The following is a 17,936-nucleotide window of genomic DNA, read 5'->3' on the forward strand; positions in this document are numbered from 1 at the left end:
ATATACGGTGTAACTGACATCAGTAACCTCACTATTTTTGTTTTGTTTAGATTGAAATGATTTAGCTTAAAAATAAATAAGCAATTTTCAGACCTAAAATATAAAGAAGGGACTTAGAGTCCCTTCTTTATATATAGCTATCATTACAGCTGCGTGAAAATATCTACGTTGTTTAGTCGAGACTTGGGTAATTGGGCATTAAAGTCGGCATCGCTACGGTAGCCCAATGTGAGTAGTACAGAGGGAATTAGACCTTTCGCAGCTAAATCGAGTTCTTCACTAATGATTGACTCATCAAAGCCACCGATCGGTGTTGCATCAATTTTTTCACTAGCGGCTGCTAATAGAATTTGGCCTAAAGCAATAAAGGTTTGGTTTTCCGCCCAACGCTGAATATCGCCTTTTTCATTACGATAATAGTCTACATAACCAGAGCGACTGTCTTTTTGTCCTTGTTTAGCGGCATCGTCTTTAAAACGTCCGTTGAGCTCATCCTGATGAAGTAAATTTTCTAAATGCTGTTCAGAAATGTCGGCTTTAGTACAAAATAAAATGGTATGTGATGAATCTAAAACTTTGGGTGCATTGTATGCATATTTACCCACCAATGCTTTGGCAATTCGCTCTTTGGCGTTTGTATTTTCTGCAATGAAGAAGTGCCAAGGCTGGATGTTAATAGATGATGGCGTTAAGCGGAGAATTTCTAATAATCGAACAAACTGTTCATGAGGGATCTTTCTATTCGGGTCATAAGCTTTAGTTGTATATCGTGTTTTTGCAGTAATCAGAGTGTCCATTAGTCATCAGTCAAATTGAACTTAAAATAATTGTAATAGATAAAATAAGTTTTAGGTCCAATTTCAGCATATTTTTCGCAATGGCTTAGAGTTGTTTTATATCTATAAGTTTTCTCTTGGTCACTGTAAAACGTTAATGGTTGGGATAGCCGTAATCTATCGGGCTTATGGCAATTGATTTAAATTGATTTGTATTTGACACCTAAAAGGATAAAAGTTGCTAGGTTTTGGGATAAGTGACTGGATTTAGATATTTTATACTTTACATATCAAGAGGTATAACAATAGGGTTATCTTATATGCGTCATTTATTTTTTAAGTTATTGATTTCTAGTTGTATGTTGGGTATTGGTGCAACATCTTGGGCCGATGAATTCATACTGAAAAGTACCGATATTTCACAAGATCAATTAATGAGTCAAGCTCAGGAGTTTCAAGGGTTTGGGTGTAATGGTCAAAATCTATCACCACAACTTTCTTGGCATGGCGCGCCAAAAGGAACGGAAGCATTTGCTGTTCTAGCGTATGACCCCGATGCTCCAACGGGGAGTGGGTGGTGGCACTGGCAAATTGTTAATATTCCGAAAGATGTGACTGTATTAACGACAGGGGCAGGTGATCTTAGTCGAAACTTGGCGCCGAAGGGAAGCCTAAGTATTAAAAACGATTATGGTGTAGCAGGCTTTGGCGGTGCATGCCCACCCCAAGGACATGGTGTACATCGTTATCAATTTACAGTTTTTGCTTTATCTAAGAAGTTGGATCTACCTGAAAATGCATCAGGTGCTTTAACAGGGTATATGGTTCGAGCAAATGCTCTGGCTTCCAGCACAATAACTGCTTTATATCAGCGTGATTAATCTATATAGCCAAATACATCTCACACTGTTTCAAGCATTTACTCTGCTTTAGACAGTGTTTTTGGGAAAATTTGAATTTAATATGACTTTATTCACATTAGGTTGTATTTTATCAAAAATTAATATGATTATTGATGTATGCAAGAAGTATTAGGGTTAGTAAAAAAACTCGTAAATGAAAAGAAAAAATTACCTTTTTCGTTGTATTCATCTAAACAAGAGCAACTTATATTGAGTGCTCCGATTATAAAACCGTTAATCATATTTGTACTTTCTGGTGAAAAGCAGCTCGGCTCTAGTGGTGAGATTGTATGCCCACAAGGCTCCTTTGTATTTTTATCGAATAGCCCAAAAATAGATATGAGAAATATTCCAAATGAACATGATGAATATGTTGCAGTGCTTATAGAGTTTGATTATCAGGATTTTGTTCAATTCAAACATGCAGGGGTGAGTCAGAAAAATTATTTTCAAGGGGAAATACACGATATTTTAAAAACAACGTTAATGCAATTGATTGAATGGTCACTCGTCTCCCCACCTGAGACGTGGCACTTTAGAAGGCAGGAAATACTACAGCTACTTTACTGTTTAGGGTATGCAGATGTGGGCGCGATTGCGAGAAATCCTTCTCTTGGGCATCGAATACATGACATTATCAGTCATGATGTGAGTATTGCATGGAATATGAAGCGGGTATCAACGCAACTTGCAATGAGTGAATCGACCTTAAGAAGAAAACTTATTGCCGAAGAAATTGATATTTTATCTTTGATTCGCCAAACCAAACTAGGGTATGGTTTACATTTGATACAAACAACAATGGAACCAATAGGACTAATTGCAGAGCAATGCGGCTATCATTCACAATCAAAATTTACCAGTAAATTTAAACAGTTATTTGGAATTACACCCACCGAACTTAGAAAAACACGGACACATAAGTAATGAATCATTGTAGTACTTTAAGTTAATGGCGACATAGTGTGCTTGGATTAGATGTTTAAAAGATGATTAATACCGCCACGTGTTTAAATACAATGCATGATCATTTTGTGTCGGGTCAATTTCTAAAATCTGAGCAGAATCTTCTTTCCAGTCACCAAGTACAATTCTTTTTTTACTTTCGACATCATGAATATTGGCACGGTGAGTATGTCCATGGATGAGTAAATCGACATTTTTTAGGGCTGTTTGAACCGCGTCTTGATTCACATCCATCACTTCATAGCTTTTCAACTGCTGTGCTTGATGACTTTTTTTACGGAAGCCGTTGGCTAGTTTTTGTCTAAAGCTGAGAGGTGTATTTTTTAATAATTTCAGCAATAGTGGGTTTCGAATAATCTTCCGGAAACGCTGATAAGATATATCGTCCGTGCAGAGTAGGTCACCATGTTCAATACGAATGATACTCCCTGCAATATGAAGTGTCGTGATCTCAGATAAAAGTTCCCCATTGAATTGATCAAGAAATGTTTGTCCAAGAGCAAAATCACGGTTACCTGTTAAGAAGTAGATATGATTGCCTGCATTTGAAAATTGTTGTAGCGCACTTACGATTTCATCTAGCCAAGGAGCTGTGTAGTCGTCGCCAATCCATGCGTTGAACCAATCACCTAAAATATACAGCTGGGTATTCTTGTTTTTATAAGCATCTAATAAATCTAAAAACCCTCGAATGAGTCGAGGGTGATCTGGTGACAAGTGTAAATCGGCGATAAACAAATAGGTCACGGAAGTTTCCATTTTAATTTAATCTCCCTAAATCCCTCTTTAAAAAGAGGGACTTCCTCCCTTTTTTAAAGGGAGGTTAGGAGGGATTTTTATTCAGAAATAATCTTAGCAGATTCAATTACAACGTTTTCTAGTGGAACGTCAGCATGGTAGCCACGGTTGCCAGTACGAACGCCTTTAATTTCGTTTACTACGTCTAGGCCTTCAGTTACTTTACCGAAAACTGCATAACCCCAACCTTGAGCCGTTTTGCCCGAGTGGTTAAGGAACGAGTTGTTACCCACGTTAATAAAGAACTGGGCAGATGCCGAGTGAGGTGCTTGTGTACGTGCCATTGCAATTGTACCAAGGTCATTGGTTAAGCCGTTATCAGCTTCGTTTTCAATTGCATCACGTGTTGCTTTTTCTTTGAAGTTTTCATCCATACCACCACCTTGGATCATGAAGCCGTCGATCACGCGGTGGAAAATTACGCCGTCATAGAAACCGTCACGTACGTATTCTAAGAAGTTAGCAACAGTAATCGGTGCTTTTTCGTTGTTAAGTTCAAGAACAATACGACCTTTATTGGTGTTTAATTCGACTTGAGGAAAACTCATTGTGTAATCTCCTGATCATGGACATCAAAGCCATGGGTTTTTTGGTTGTGAGAAGCATAAGCAAACTGTAAACTACAAGGCAAGTAAAAACGTTATTTTCTTTGTAAAATAGATCAAATATCGTTTAAGGGGCTGTAAAATATTCATAAATTAGCCGATAGATCGGTTAGAATTATGCTGATGTAGCACAGCCTATTTTTCCTCAATTTTTTCATCAAAGTGATTTTTAAACTATGAAGCCGAATGATGTTGTTTCAACACTGCCAAATAACCCGACACCAAGTAACAATGCCTCTGTCGCAGCGCAGCAAGAACAACAGCCAGGCTTAGACTTTGTGCGCCAAGTGATTACCGAAGATTTGGCCGAAGGACGTACGCAAAAAGTTGTCACACGTTTTCCACCAGAGCCGAATGGTTATTTACATATTGGCCACGTGAAAGCGATTTGCCTAAACTTTGGTATTGCCAATGAGTTTGATGGTTCTTGCAACCTCCGTTTTGATGACACCAACCCTGATGCAGAAGAACAAGAATATGTCGATGGGATCGCCAATGACGTTAAGTGGTTAGGTTTTGAATGGAATGGTGAACCGCGTTATGCATCAAGCTATTTTGATCAACTCCATACATGGGCGATTCAACTGATTAAACAGGGTGATGCTTATGTTGATTTGCAGTCACCTGAAGAAATTCGTTTGAACCGTGGTAACTTTATTGAGCCGGGTAAAAACTCGCCTTACCGCGATACTTCAGTTGAAGAAAACCTTGCCCGTTTTGAAAAAATGAACAATGGCGAGTTTGCAGAAGGAGAAGCTGTTCTGCGTGCCAAGATTGATATGGCATCTCCAAATGTGCATATGCGTGACCCTATTTTGTATCGTGTACTTCATTCAGAGCATCACCAAACAGGTGATAAATGGAAAATGTACCCAATGTACGACTATGCGCATCCATTATCAGATGCAATTGAAGGGATTACTCACTCATTGTGTACCCTAGAGTTCCAAGACCACCGTCCGTTTTATGACTGGGTGGTTGAAAAAGTTCACTCGGAAGCAGTACCACGTCAGTATGAGTCGAGTCGATTAAATGTAGACTACACTATTACCTCTAAGCGTAAATTACGTAAATTGGTTGAAGGTGGTTATGTTAATGGCTGGGATGACCCACGTATGCCAACGGTTGTCGGTATGCGACGTCGTGGTTTTACCCCAGAAGGTCTACGTGACTTCTGTAAGCGTGTAGGTGTATCGAAGTCAGATGGTATTGTTGATGTTGCAATGCTTGAATACTGCATCCGTCAGTCTTTGGAAAATACAGCTGCTCGTGGTATGGCAGTATTGAATCCACTCAAAGTCACACTCACAAATTTGCCTAACGATATAGATTTAACTCATTCACGTCATCCAAATGTAGACATGGGTGAGCGTGTGATCCCATTAACATCTGAAATTTATATCGACCGTAAAGACTTTGAAGAAGAACCACCAAAAGGCTTCAAGCGTTTAATTCCGGGTGGTGAAGTTCGTCTACGTCATGCTTATGTGATTAAGTGCGATGAAGTAATTAAAGATGAAAACGGTGAAGTGGTTGAATTGAAATGTTCAATTGACCCTGAAACTTTAGGTAAAAATCCTGAAGGTCGTAAAGTTAAAGGTGTGATTCATTGGGTATCTGCGACTAAAGGTATTCCAGCTGAAGTCCGTATTTATGATCGTTTATTTAACGAAGCAGCACCTGATGCGGATGATGATTTCCTTGTACATCTCAACCCTGAGTCATTGAAAACTGTACAAGCAGTGATTGAGCCTGCACTTGCACAAGCACAGCCTGAAGAACGTTTCCAGTTTGAACGTGAAGGTTATTTTGTTGCAGATCAGTACGACCATAGCAGTGATAAACCAGTGTTTAACCGTATTTTGGACTTAAAAGATAGTTTTAAGCCGAAATAAGGCTTTTGCTTAAACACTAAATAAAGCTATGCTTTTATGGATGTGGAAATAGATATAAGGCTCAACTTCGGTTGAGCCTTTTCGTAGCGAAATCAATAGGAATGAACTGTGATTGTTCGAGATAAAACCAATAGTTTTGCATTACTCTTTGCATGGCGTGGCACCATACTCCCCAAGGTTTTTCCTGCACTAATGGTTGGTGTTCTGATCTCAACGCTATTGGTTTATTTATCTACACAGCATTTTGTTTCTGTTCCTGCGGTACCAACTATTGGTTTCACCGTGTTTGGTGTGATTCTTTCTATATTTTTAAGTTTTCGAAATACGGCATGTTATGACCGTTGGTGGGAGGGGCGCAAGCTGTGGGGTGCATTGATTGCCAATTCGAGACATATAATTCGTGATAGCTATGTATTAAATGATACAGCGCGTGAAGTTTTAATGTATCGCGTCATGTTATTTAGTCATTTACTCCGTGACCGTTTACGCAAACAAAGCTATGCATTTGAACATTATCGAGAAAAAACACAATTCAAAGATAAAGAGTGGCAAGTGTTAAAGAATCATTCAAATCAACCTCAATACGTATTAGAGCTTGCACAAAAAGATTTGACCGTCCTTTATAAGCAAGGAGAAATTAGCGACATTATTTACAGTGGTTTACGCCAGCATACAGTTGCAATGGGAGATATTCATGCAGGTTGCGATCGTATTTCATCGACGCCATTACCATTCTCTTATTCCGTTCTATTACATCGCGCCGTGTATTCTTTCTGCGTGATTTTGCCCTTTAGCCTAAGTTCCAGTTTAGGTTTCTGGTCACCCGTGATCGTGGCATTAATTGCTTATCTTGTTTTAGGTTTAGATGCGTTAAGTGCAGAGTTAGAAGAACCTTTTGGGCTTCAGGAAAACGATTTGGCTTTGGATGCAATTGTTCGTGGAATAGAACGTGAAATGCTCAGCTCTCTCAAACATCCTCTACCTCCCGAAATGAGTCCACATAAAGCGAATCTGCGTTAACTAAAACAAATACTCAAGAGAAGATCGGCATCATCTAAGCCATAACAATTCTTCGATATTCTTGGTTCATTAAGATGTGCTATCACTAAGCTTAAAAATGATTAGGATATAAAAATGACTACAGTAATTGAAACCCAAATGTTGATTCGGCGTTCTGTGAATATTGTGTTTAATGCTTTCGTTGACCCACTCATTACCACTAAATTTTGGTTCAGTCAGTCATCGGGTTATATTGAAAAAGGGGCTGTTGTGGATTGGACATGGGATAAATACCAAATTACGCACTCTATTCATGTATTACAAGTCGTTGAGCATGAACTTATTAGTATTGAATGGGGAGCACCTAAAACCAAAGTTGACTTCGTATTTGAGCAAATCGACAGTATGAATACCTATGTCATGATTCGAAACTATGACATTGAGCTTCAGGGCAATGAGTTGATGCATTACGTGATGGATGCTACGGGTGGTTTTACGACCGTGCTTGATGGTGCGAAAGCTTGGTTAGAGTATGATATTCAACTCAATTTGGTTGAAGATAAGTTTCCGCCATTTCAACTTCGTTCGCGTTAGTGATTTTTTTAGAGCGTTGTTCTTTAAACTCAAGATAGCTACCAATCTGCCGTTTGGCTTTATCACGTAATTTTTTCTTGATATAGAGTACCAAAGCAAAACAGGTCGTGGTGAGCGTTAACATGAGACTGTTCATAAAGCTCATTACAGAACTGACGTAACCAATAGTCGTCAGTCGGTTCATCATCTTAATGACTTGTGGGCTGCTTTCAACGCCCGTAATGGCCCAGGTACACAAGTGTTCACAGTTGTTAATAATAAGATGATAGTTGTTTTCATGCATACGTGACCGCATTCGTCGCACAACCTTACGGCCTTTATATTTGGGGTTTTGGTATTGATTAACAATAATTTTACGTCCATGACTGAAATTTTCAATCGAGGTCATTTCAATGGGATGCTTTCTAAAAAGATGAGCAAAACCTGAATAATGAATCACACGCCCACGCCCAGCATAGATGCCGTGATGCGTATAGCCAAAATGCTTGACTATGAGATGAGCTCCCAAAGGATAGTGTGGTTTTTGTTGTTGCATACCTATATGTGCTAATTCATTACAGTTGTCTTTTATCTCTATTTTAAAGCTTCTGCTTCGAATAAGCGACTATTTAGTAGGATTAGCTTTGATCTGAGTTTACGATACTGTTATTCAATAAAGCGAATTAGCATCAAATTTCAAGTCATGTTTTCATTAGATATGCAGTCTGGAAAGCAAAGCTGAAGGCTTATAATTTAAGATAATTTTTATAAAAAACAACAGCTGATGTGTGTGCTTTGATTCCAACCAAAGCTTAATATGCATATTTCATCGCCTACTTTTACATCTATCTACATTCACAACTACATCATCCATACGGTCTCACCATGAACACTGACATGGTGATTTAGGATACAGATACAATTTTTTGTCACGGCCTCGATAATGAATAAACTAAACCAATGGATGATAGTTTTGTTAATCAAGGTACAAAAAAATCTTTCTATTAAGCATCTATATACGGGTTAGGTTGACTCTATAAAATAGCCTAAGCAAAAAATATAATAACAAATAGCCTAAGCAAAAATTTTAAAAATTTCAGATTTCAAAAAAAGATGTCTTTTATTCTCAGACAAATTCTTATGCCAATAAATACCAATATTCATTTTCGGCAGTTCAATAGGTACATCAAAAATATTGAGAGACGGGGAGATATTGAGATGAGTCAGAATATTTTTAGGAATCGTTAAAATTGCATTGGGGTATTGCTCTAAAATTTGCAATGCAGTGGAATAGTGTTGACAGCGTAAAAAGACCTGCCGAGATAGTTGTTTCCGATTTAAATAAATGTCTTCAACCAAAACGCCAGTACGCCGCGAAGACACACCAATATGCGGGGCAGCCAAGTAAGTATTCGCATCAATCTGTTTAAGTAGTGTGCATGCGACAAATTGGTCCTTAACTAAGCTATTAAATTGAATTCTTTCACCAAAATTTTGCTCTAAGTCAATCACAAAATCAATTTGCTGAGAAACCAAATCAGCATCGACTGTTTTGCGGTCGAGTTTGCTACTTACGAATTGAATACTTAAGCCAAGTTTCTGAAAGTGAGCAACTAACTTTGGGAAAATAATAGGTTCGATTTCATCATGAATGGCAATTTTTAAGCTGTTTACCATGTTTGGATCAAAGCTTTGCTGCTGAATAGAGATACTTTGAATTGCAATTAGAGCACTTTTAATGATGGGATAACTTTGCTCGGCAAAAGGGGTTGGAAGCATTTGGCTGCCCGAACGAACGAACAAATCATCTTTTAAATGCCCCCGTAAGCGTTGCAAGGCATGGCTTGCCGCAGATTGTGTAATCGACAAGATCTGCGCTGCTTTTGAAATACTTTTTTGCTCATAAATGGCAATAAAAAGTGGGTATAAATTAATATCAATACGATGAAAAAGTCCCATGTCGATAGGGGACTTACTATGAATATTAGTCATGTTTGTCTATAAAATAAAATCATTTTGTTCATATTAGTTTTCAGGTTATGTTGATGTAAAGCGAAAATATCAAAATATATCGAAGGAAGTCGTCATGTTTGAACTATCAGCACGTGCTCAAGATTATGTACAACGTACTAAACAATTTATTCAAAATGAAATTGAACCTATTGAAACCGAGTTCTGGCATGAAGTACATGAGCTCAATCAAGGTGGGGACTGGACTAAATGGCAGTGGCCTGTACAACTTGAAGTGCTAAAAGCAAAAGCAAAAGCTGCGGGTTTATGGAATATGTTTTTGCCGTGTCCAGAGTTGGGCCAAGGTCTATCCGTACAAGAGTATGCTCACATTGCAGAACTCACAGGTCGGAGTCTTCTTGCGCCGACCGTATTTAACTGTAATGCACCTGACAGTGGCAATATGGAAGTATTATGGCGTTATGGTTCAGAAGAGCAAAAGCAACAATGGTTGACTCAACTCCTAGATGGAAAAATTCGCTCTGTTTTCTGTATGACAGAACCTGCTGTTGCTTCATCTGATGCGACCAATATGCAAGCGACAGCTGTGATTGAAGGCGATGAAATTGTCTTAAATGGACGTAAATGGTGGTCTTCAGGCTTAGGTGACCCAAATGCCAAAATTATTATTTTTATGGCGCATACACCCGATGAAACCAAAGATCGCCACCATCAACATTCGATGGTTCTAGTGCCTGTTGAAACTGCTGGAGTCAAAATAGAACGGATGTTACCAGTCTTTGGTGACTATGATGCTCCACATGGTCACGGCGAAATTAGCTTTAATAATGTTCGTGTACCTGTTTCTAACTTTATTGGTGGCGCAGGTCAAGGTTTTGAGATTGCGCAAGGTCGTTTAGGGCCTGGACGTATTCATCACTGCATGCGTTGTATTGGGGCTGCGGAAAAATCTTTAGAGTTAATGATTGACCGTGGGATGAGCCGTACTGCATTTGGCAAAGAAATTTTAAAACTAGGTGGGAACCTTGAGCGTGTGGCAGATGCACGTGTTGCGATTGATCAAGCACGTTTATTAACCTTGTATGCTGCGTATAAAATGGATACTTTAGGGAATATGGCGGCATTAACAGAAATTTCTGCCATCAAAGTGGTTGCACCAAGTGTGCTTGAAAAAGTGGTCGATATGGCCATTCAAATTCACGGTGGTGCAGGAGTATCACGAGATACACCTTTGACTGGCTTCTTTGCTCAAGCACGTTCACTGCGTTTGGCAGATGGACCAGATGAAGTGCATAAAGGCATGATTGCCAAATTAGAGTTAGCAAAACGTGGACATAGTACACGTCGTAAAAAATAAGAGTGGGATAGATCATCTATTTGGTTCGCAGTTTAAAAAGAATAGATGATCTTCTAAAACGTGAAGAAAAGATTGATAGTTTGGGAAAAAGAAAATGTCAGCGATTGATGTAGGTGGAACAGTTCGAGCAGGTGAAGAACTAGACGCTGTAGCTGTGGAAAATTGGCTTAAAGCACAAGGTGTCGATCTACAAGGGCAGGTCGAGGTGACACAATACTCTGGTGGTGCATCGAACTGGACGTATCGGTTGAAATACGACAATCTTGACCTGATTTTACGTCGCCCGCCTAAAGGGACCAAAGCCAAATCTGCACATGATATGGCACGTGAATATCATGTACAGAAGAACTTAAGTCCGTTTTATCCTGTTTTACCTGAAATGGTTGCATTGTGTCAGGACGAATCTGTTCTTGGCTGTGACTTCTATGTAATGAAACGCGTAGAAGGCATTATTCCACGTGCTAATTTACCTAGAGAGTTGAATTTCAGTGAAACCCAAGTTCGTGAGTTATGTGTCAATGTGATTGATAAACTCATCGAGTTGCATCAAGTACCTTATCAAGGCACAGAACTGGAAAACCTAGGTAAGGGTGAGGGTTACTGCCGCCGTCAAGTTGAAGGTTGGGATGCACGCTTTCAGAAAGCCAAAACCATTAATGTGCCTTCATTTAAATATGTGCGGAATTGGCTCAAAGACAACATTCCTGCGGATTCAAAAACCTGTGTGATTCATAATGATTGGCGTTTTGATAATGTCATTTTAGATCCGAATCATCCGACGCAAATTATTGGTGTCTTAGATTGGGAAATGGCGACTTTAGGTGATCCTTTGATGGATTTGGGATCAGCTTTGGCTTATTGGGTTGAAGAATCTGACAATGCTTTGTTTAAAGCGACACGTCGCCAGCCGACTAACTTAAAGGGAATGTTCACACGTAAACAAGTGGTGGATTATTATTTAGAAAAAACAGGCTTAGAAACGGACAATTGGACTTTCTATGAAGTCTTTGGCATTTTCCGTTTAGCTGTAATTGCACAACAGATTTATTATCGTTATCACCATAAACAGACCAATAACCCTGCCTTTAAAGATTTTTGGATAGTCATTCATGCTTTACACATTCGCGCGCTCAAACTGATTGGTTTACAGAAAATTGAGGCCAATGATGTGGCACAAAAATATATTGTCAAAATGAAGGAAATTTTAGGTAAATGACCACTATTTATTTCATTCGCCACGGACAAGCATCTTTTGGTGCTGAAAGTTATGACCAACTTTCACCAAATGGAGAGTTGCAAGCCAAAATTTTGGGTCAATATTTTGATCAAATTTTAAAAGAAGCACCTGTAGCGGTGTCTGGCTCTATGCAACGACATCAGCAAACCGCGTGTATTTCTTTGGCGGAATGTTTTCCTGAAGTGGATGTTTTGACCAATTCTGCATGGAATGAGTTTAATCATCAGCAAGTCTTTGCTCACTATGAACCGCGTTTTAATGAGCCGCACTTACTCAAAGCTGATGTGGCCAAAGAATCCAATCCACGTGCTTATTTGGCCAAGATATTTGAAGGGGCAATTGAACGCTGGACAGGTGGTGACTATCATCATGAATATGATGAATCGTGGCCTGCTTTTAAAAGTCGTATTGAAGGTGCTTTACAAGATTTGTGTGATGAACTGGCCCAAACGAAACCGCGCTATGCTGTGGTGTTTACTTCAGGCGGTGTGATTTCTGTGGTGGCTGGTAAGCTGTTAGGACTGAGTCCAAATAAAACCTTCGCTTTAAATTGGGCCATTGCCAACAGTAGTATGACCACTTTGCGCTTGGTAGGGAATGAACCACAACTGTTAAGCCTCAATGAACATCATTTTATTAAAGCCGAAAACTCAAACTTATTGACATGGATCTAAGGGAAGGATTAAGACATGGCTAAAACAATTTTAATTACAGGGGCAAGTTCTGGTATTGGTGCAGGTATGGCACGCGAATTTGCGCAGAAAGGCTACAATTTGGCTATTTGTGCACGGCGCTTGGAACGTCTTGAAAGCTTAAAGCAAGAACTTGAAAGCCAGTACGGGGTAAAAGTCATAACTAAAGTTTTAGATGTGACCAATTATGAACAAGTCTTCGAAGTGTTTCGCGCATTTAAACAAGACTTTGGTCATTTAGATCGAGTCATTGTCAATGCTGGAATTGGTGATGGGCGTCGTATTGGTAAAGGAAGTTTTGCAATTAATAAAGCTACGGTAGAAACCAACTTTATTTCAGCTTTGGCACAGTGTGAAGCTGCGGTTGAAATTTTCCGTGAGCAAAATGCAGGACATTTGGTTGTTATCTCGTCTATGAGTGCAGTCCGTGGTATGCCGAAACATTTGACAGCATACGGTGCAAGTAAAGCAGGTGTTGCACATTTGGCTGAAGGGATCCGTGCCGAACTGCTGAATACCCCAATCAAAGTCACCACGATTTTCCCTGGCTATATTCGTACAGAAATCAACGAGGGTGCTAAACCACTGCCTTTTGAAGTGGATGAAAAAACAGGTTCACGACTCTTGGCAGCAGAAATTGAAAAAGCTCCAGTAAAAGCCTATGTTCCTAAATGGCCTTGGTTACCGCTCGGTTTAGCGATGAAAGTTTTACCACTGAAATTGGTTAATAAACTGGGCTAATCCTTGAGATAAAAAGGCTGTAAATCAGCCTTTTTATCTTGAACAATGTCAGGGCATTCTTAAACAAATACTGTTATGTCAGATGAGCATTTGAATGGATTCATGAGTTAGTCATAAAATCAGTGTAGCATTGAAGAAAAGAGGTGATGAAGATGTCAAATCAGTTCGACTTTGTTTCGGTAAGAAAGAAACCCAATGTTCACTTTGGTGGGCGCTCAATCAGTCATGTCATTCAATGTGAAGATGGTTCACAAAAGACCCTAGGGGTTATTTTGCCTACAGATCAACCTTTAACTTTTGAAACACATGTTGCGGAACATATTGAAATTGTTTCAGGTCAATGCCAAGTCAAAATTGGGTTACAGACTGAGATGATGCTTTATCATGCGGGTGAAAGTTTTGATGTGCCTGCCAATAGTCGCTTTAGTATGATGGCAAGCGAAGTGGTTGATTATATTTGTCATTTAGAAAAATAAAAAAAATAAGCTGAAAAGAGATGGATTTTTGACTTGATCTACTGAGAGTTAAATTGCTCGACTAGCATGTTTATGGTTGTTCATATATTAAAAATAGTGAATTTGAATGTAGGAACTGCCACATGTTTACTTTGTGTGTTATGGCAGTTTTCTAAATATGTTTTTTAACTTTACAGTTTTTCATTCTTTGCATGGATTCAATTCAACGTATACTGTTTTTATATTTAGGCTACCGAAGATCTAGTTAGCTCACATGCGCTTAAAAATTTATACACTTGTTTTAGTTCCTGTCATTCTTTTACAGGGTTACCAAGTAAAAAAAAATACACCACGACTGCCCGAGCCAATTGGTGAGCGCGTTGGAAAAAAGGGTGTAGGCAAAACACTGTCATTACTCATTTTGGGTGACTCAGCGGCAGCAGGTGTTGGTGTAAATGTGCAGGATGATGCGTTATTGGGTTCAATTTTAACTGAGCTGTCATCTGAATTTAGTATTCAATTTTATTTACATGCAACGACTGGCTTCACCACAGATCAAGTCATTCATGCCGTTCAAACACTTGAGACACGGCATTTTGATGTGATTATTACTTCTGTCGGTGTCAATGACATTACAAAATTTACCTCGCCACGGGCTTGGATCGTAAAACAGAAACAACTTTATCAAATACTCAAACATAAATTTAGCCCACAACTGACGATTGCATCGGGAGTACCTCCGATGGATCAGTTTCCTGCACTGCCAAACCCACTTGCATGGTTATTTGGTCAATACGCTAAAGCGATGAATTTAAAACTCAGTCAATTTGTTGCGCAAGAACAGCAGATGGATTGGATTGAATACGATTTAGAGAAATTTAAAAATCTGAATTTGGATATGGCAGAGGACGGCTTTCACCCGAGCAAAGAAATTTATCAGCTATGGGGCAAACAAGTAGCTGAAAAAATACGTCAGCATTTTGAACGGGTTTAAAATAATTTATGACGACCTCAGTTGAAATTGAAACACATCCACTCAAACCGTTTTTACCACAGAATGCCAAATTATTAATGCTAGGTAGTTTTCCTCCACCGAAAACACGCTGGAAAATGGATTTTTATTATCCAAATTTTCAAAATGATATGTGGAAAATATTCGGTCTGTGTTTTTTTCAAGATAAAAACTATTTTCTCAATATCGAGCAGAAGACATTTAAAGAACAACAAATCCGTACTTTTTTAAATGAACGAGGTATTGCGATATTTGATACAGCCTATAAAGTGATCCGCCAAAAAGGCAATGCTTCGGATAAGTTTCTACAAATCGTTACCCCGACTAATCTACAACATTTACTTAAACAAATGCCCGAGTGTCGTAATGTCATGACCACCGGTGATAAAGCCACTGATACGCTCATGCTGTCTATGCCTAATGGGACCTTAAAACCACAAATTGGAATGAAGTCTGAGACACATTTTGCAGGACGAGACTTGAGTCTGTATCGCATGCCATCCTCTTCGCGCGCTTATCCTTTGGCTTTAGAGAAAAAAGCTGATGCTTATCAATGCTTATTTAAAGAAATAGGCTTACTTTAAGTCATTTTATTGATCTGATGGATAAATGATTTGTATTAATTATCATATTCAACATAGTCCCATAGATTCAATCGTGCTTTAATTTGCTGGCGTAGTTGTGGTAGTAAGGGAAATAAAATTCCATCTAGCCAGAGACTGAGTGCACTTGAGGAAAGAGGACTCCGACTTTCATCTATTAACTGGGCACCTTTGATGAGAACAAAGGTTTCTTCGGTTACTGGCGTTTCTATTCCTTTAAACTGGATCAATAGTTCATGTCCAGTATCTTGGATGAGCCATTCGAGTTCGATTTGAATATTTTCGTTGGACTTTAAAACCACTTGTCCTTCTATATCGTCTTGATCACTTAAACAATCATGCTCTACACGAACTTTACTTAGAACCCACTCTTGCTTAGCCAAATCATCAAGTGTTTTATATGGGGTTAAAATATTGCTTAAATTAAACTGTTGGCTTAAATCAAAAAATTGCATTACTGAGCTTTAAAAGGAGGGATATAACGAAAGTTGGATATGTTAAATCAAAGTCTGGAGTGAGTAAAATCTTTCAAAGCTATGAGCGAATTTAAGTATTAAATAAGATGAGTTTGGGCTCATTTTTTCATAACGTTCACTACATTTGGCTTTTAGTTCAACTTATTTTTAAACCAAATGATCAATATGAAGACTTTGTGCAGTGTATAGTGAGTCGGAGTAAGTGAGTTAAAAGGTTTGATCGTCATCTCTTTGTCATTACATCATCCATTCAATAGGTAAATATGAGACAGTTTTCATCATAAATCTTTGGAATTTGGTTGTTTCGGGTTCTTTATGGTGTTCAATAATAGTGCCATCTCTTTGACGGTCAAGCCAAATGAGTTGCCCTTGTTTATCGAGTTTTAATTCATAGGCTATATGAGGCAAATACTGATCTAACTTTTCAGAAATTGCATTTTGTAATTGATCCGACTCCACGACTAAGCCCACTTCTGTATTTAAATGAGCTGAACGCGGGTCGAAGTTAAATGAGCCAATGAATACTTTCCCATCAATGTCAAAAAATTTGGCATGTAATCGAGATGAGCTTCTGCCTTTTGCTGGAATCACATTACCTGTAGCAACTTCATACCATGTTCGATTTTCTCTTTCAATATAAGGTTTAAACTCATACAGCTTTACGCCATTTTTAAGTAAATCGTGGCGATATTTTTTATAAAATGCATGAACGATTGCCACATCATTGGCAAATAAAGAGTTGGTCAGAACGCGAACGCGAGTACCATTTTTCGCAAGGCTTGAAAGATACTCCGTACCAGCCGTTGTTGGAACAAAATAAGCTGAAACTAACTCCATATGCTGTTCGGGCTTGCCCATCAAATTAAACATTTGATTGACAATCATTTCATGAGGCTTTGCATTCGCACGAATTTTATTGGGAGAGTCTGCAATAAAATGTGCTTTAGCCCAATTTACAGGGTGTTGATTCAGCTCTGTATTGACTTCTGATCGTGCCCGATCAATTTTTCGCTCAATAACGTTTTTATCTAAAGCATCAGCTTCGTAATGTTGTCTTAAATCAGTCAGCGCTTGTTGAGTTCCTTGACCGATTAATTGTGGTACAGCGTAGCTTAAGTCATCATTCCAAAAGTCTAGAAATACACGATTGGCTTGCTCTACAGCTTGCCCATAAAACAAAATGTCTAAATCGGTAAATTGGAAGTTTTCACTGGCGTCAAAGTATTCACTACTGATGTTACGACCACCAGTTACGGCAATGGCGCCATCGGCAATGATAAGTTTATTATGCATACGATGGTTGATGTGCTTGAAGCGGAAAGCATAATCAATCACACGTAAATGTCTGTATTTGTAAGGATTGAACAATTTAATTTCAAAATTGGGATGAGCGACTAATGTTTTGAACGTTTCATCTAATGCAGTGCCGTTTTGGTCATCAATTAATAAACGTACTTTTACACCACGATCCGCAGCATTTAGCAGTTCATGTAACATCATATGACCAATAAAGTCATCCCCCCAAATATAGTATTGAACATCCAGACTGTGTTTAGCTTCGCGAATCAAATGTAGACGTGAAGCAATACTCATGAAAGCCTCATCAAGCGCCAAATAGGCTGTAAGCCCTTGCTTTTGCTGTGTAGATACGTCTTGCTCATTGAGCCAATGCTGTGCAAAAACTTCGACTGGGGCTGAGGGCTTAGCCTGATTGGGGGCGAGTTGGCATCCCGCGAGTGTAAAAGCTGTACTCAGTACAATTAGTGGTCTACAAAAAGTTGATATCTGCATATTGGTTTTAAAGACCTAATTTTTATAAGTTATATATTTCACATGTTATAGGTTGAAACCGTGAATAAAAAGCGGTTACTGTAGCTCA

19 protein-coding genes are annotated in these 17,936 nt (G+C 38.8%); 12 read left to right on the forward strand and 7 right to left on the reverse strand.

Going from position 1 to position 17,936, the window contains the following annotated elements:
- Positions 1-143: 143 nt before the first annotated feature.
- Positions 144-797: an oxygen-insensitive NAD(P)H nitroreductase gene (gene nfsB / locus ACZ8ZH_RS08250; protein WP_119063455.1), complete on the reverse strand. Its 654-nt coding sequence runs from the start codon at positions 795-797 to the stop codon at positions 144-146.
- A gap of 338 nt (positions 798-1,135) precedes the next feature.
- Here nfsB and ACZ8ZH_RS08255 point away from each other — a divergent pair, with 338 nt between their 5' ends.
- Positions 1,136-1,657: a YbhB/YbcL family Raf kinase inhibitor-like protein gene (locus tag ACZ8ZH_RS08255; protein WP_228147013.1), complete on the forward strand. Its 522-nt coding sequence runs from the start codon at positions 1,136-1,138 to the stop codon at positions 1,655-1,657.
- Between the two features lie 138 nt (positions 1,658-1,795).
- Entirely contained in the window at positions 1,796-2,605 is an 810-nt protein-coding gene (locus ACZ8ZH_RS08260; protein WP_086210074.1) for a helix-turn-helix transcriptional regulator, read from the forward strand.
- 66 nt (positions 2,606-2,671) lie between these two features.
- Here ACZ8ZH_RS08260 and ACZ8ZH_RS08265 read toward each other — a convergent pair whose 3' ends face one another.
- Positions 2,672-3,391 (reverse strand): UDP-2,3-diacylglucosamine diphosphatase, encoded by a 720-nt coding sequence (locus ACZ8ZH_RS08265; protein WP_086210239.1) that lies wholly within the window; start codon positions 3,389-3,391, stop codon positions 2,672-2,674.
- Positions 3,392-3,480: 89 nt separating this feature from the next.
- Positions 3,481-3,990, reverse strand: a complete 510-nt coding sequence (locus tag ACZ8ZH_RS08270; RefSeq protein WP_110973981.1) for a peptidylprolyl isomerase — start codon at positions 3,988-3,990, stop codon at positions 3,481-3,483.
- 233 nt (positions 3,991-4,223) lie between these two features.
- On the opposite strand from ACZ8ZH_RS08270, the gene ACZ8ZH_RS08275 reads away from it, so the two are divergent.
- From ACZ8ZH_RS08275 to ACZ8ZH_RS08285, 3 genes are all read left to right on the forward strand, one after another.
- Entirely contained in the window at positions 4,224-5,942 is a 1,719-nt protein-coding gene (locus ACZ8ZH_RS08275; protein WP_110973982.1) for a glutamine--tRNA ligase/YqeY domain fusion protein, read from the forward strand.
- Between the two features lie 108 nt (positions 5,943-6,050).
- The gene (locus ACZ8ZH_RS08280; RefSeq protein WP_110973983.1) at positions 6,051-6,962 is read left to right on the forward strand and encodes a bestrophin family protein; all 912 of its coding nucleotides are present in this window, start codon (positions 6,051-6,053) and stop codon (positions 6,960-6,962) included.
- Positions 6,963-7,076: 114 nt separating this feature from the next.
- Positions 7,077-7,535, forward strand: coding sequence for an SRPBCC domain-containing protein (locus ACZ8ZH_RS08285; protein WP_110973984.1), 459 nt, complete (start codon positions 7,077-7,079; stop codon positions 7,533-7,535).
- On the opposite strand, the gene ACZ8ZH_RS08290 is transcribed toward ACZ8ZH_RS08285, so the two are convergent.
- Positions 7,486-8,070, reverse strand: coding sequence for a lecithin retinol acyltransferase family protein (locus tag ACZ8ZH_RS08290; RefSeq protein WP_470247904.1), 585 nt, complete (start codon positions 8,068-8,070; stop codon positions 7,486-7,488). The genes ACZ8ZH_RS08285 and ACZ8ZH_RS08290 overlap by 50 nt on opposite strands.
- A 518-nt stretch (positions 8,071-8,588) precedes the next feature.
- The gene (locus ACZ8ZH_RS08295; RefSeq protein ID WP_110973985.1) at positions 8,589-9,506 is read right to left on the reverse strand and encodes a LysR family transcriptional regulator; all 918 of its coding nucleotides are present in this window, start codon (positions 9,504-9,506) and stop codon (positions 8,589-8,591) included.
- A gap of 94 nt (positions 9,507-9,600) precedes the next feature.
- On the opposite strand from ACZ8ZH_RS08295, the gene ACZ8ZH_RS08300 reads away from it, so the two are divergent.
- The 7 genes from ACZ8ZH_RS08300 (at position 9,601) to ACZ8ZH_RS08330 (ending at position 15,563) form a co-directional block, all read left to right on the forward strand.
- A complete protein-coding gene (locus ACZ8ZH_RS08300) occupies positions 9,601-10,842 on the forward strand; it encodes an acyl-CoA dehydrogenase family protein (RefSeq protein ID WP_086210067.1) in 1,242 nt (413 codons plus the stop codon).
- Positions 10,843-10,936: 94 nt separating this feature from the next.
- Positions 10,937-12,058 carry a phosphotransferase family protein gene (locus tag ACZ8ZH_RS08305; RefSeq protein WP_119063456.1) on the forward strand — a complete coding sequence of 374 codons (1,122 nt, stop codon included), beginning with the start codon at positions 10,937-10,939 and terminating at the stop codon, positions 12,056-12,058.
- Positions 12,055-12,753: a histidine phosphatase family protein gene (locus ACZ8ZH_RS08310; RefSeq protein ID WP_086210065.1), complete on the forward strand. Its 699-nt coding sequence runs from the start codon at positions 12,055-12,057 to the stop codon at positions 12,751-12,753. Before ACZ8ZH_RS08305 ends, ACZ8ZH_RS08310 begins: the two co-directional genes overlap by 4 nt.
- A gap of 15 nt (positions 12,754-12,768) precedes the next feature.
- The gene (locus tag ACZ8ZH_RS08315; protein WP_086210064.1) at positions 12,769-13,512 is read left to right on the forward strand and encodes an SDR family oxidoreductase; all 744 of its coding nucleotides are present in this window, start codon (positions 12,769-12,771) and stop codon (positions 13,510-13,512) included.
- A 152-nt stretch (positions 13,513-13,664) separates the two neighbouring features.
- Positions 13,665-13,988: a pyrimidine/purine nucleoside phosphorylase gene (locus ACZ8ZH_RS08320; protein WP_086210062.1), complete on the forward strand. Its 324-nt coding sequence runs from the start codon at positions 13,665-13,667 to the stop codon at positions 13,986-13,988.
- 253 nt (positions 13,989-14,241) lie between these two features.
- Positions 14,242-14,961 (forward strand): SGNH/GDSL hydrolase family protein, encoded by a 720-nt coding sequence (locus tag ACZ8ZH_RS08325; protein ID WP_119063457.1) that lies wholly within the window; start codon positions 14,242-14,244, stop codon positions 14,959-14,961.
- A gap of 8 nt (positions 14,962-14,969) precedes the next feature.
- Positions 14,970-15,563 (forward strand): uracil-DNA glycosylase family protein, encoded by a 594-nt coding sequence (locus ACZ8ZH_RS08330; RefSeq protein ID WP_119063458.1) that lies wholly within the window; start codon positions 14,970-14,972, stop codon positions 15,561-15,563.
- Positions 15,564-15,598: 35 nt separating this feature from the next.
- Here the strand turns inward: ACZ8ZH_RS08330 and ACZ8ZH_RS08335 are convergent, their stop codons facing one another.
- Positions 15,599-16,036: a hypothetical protein gene (locus ACZ8ZH_RS08335; RefSeq protein ID WP_119063459.1), complete on the reverse strand. Its 438-nt coding sequence runs from the start codon at positions 16,034-16,036 to the stop codon at positions 15,599-15,601.
- 258 nt (positions 16,037-16,294) lie between these two features.
- Complete coding sequence (locus ACZ8ZH_RS08340; protein ID WP_119063460.1) at positions 16,295-17,848, reverse strand: phospholipase D family protein; 1,554 nt, start codon at positions 17,846-17,848, stop codon at positions 16,295-16,297.
- Positions 17,849-17,936: the final 88 nt, after the last annotated feature.

The sequence above is a fragment of the Acinetobacter sp. SW-226 genome, assembly GCF_055632855.1.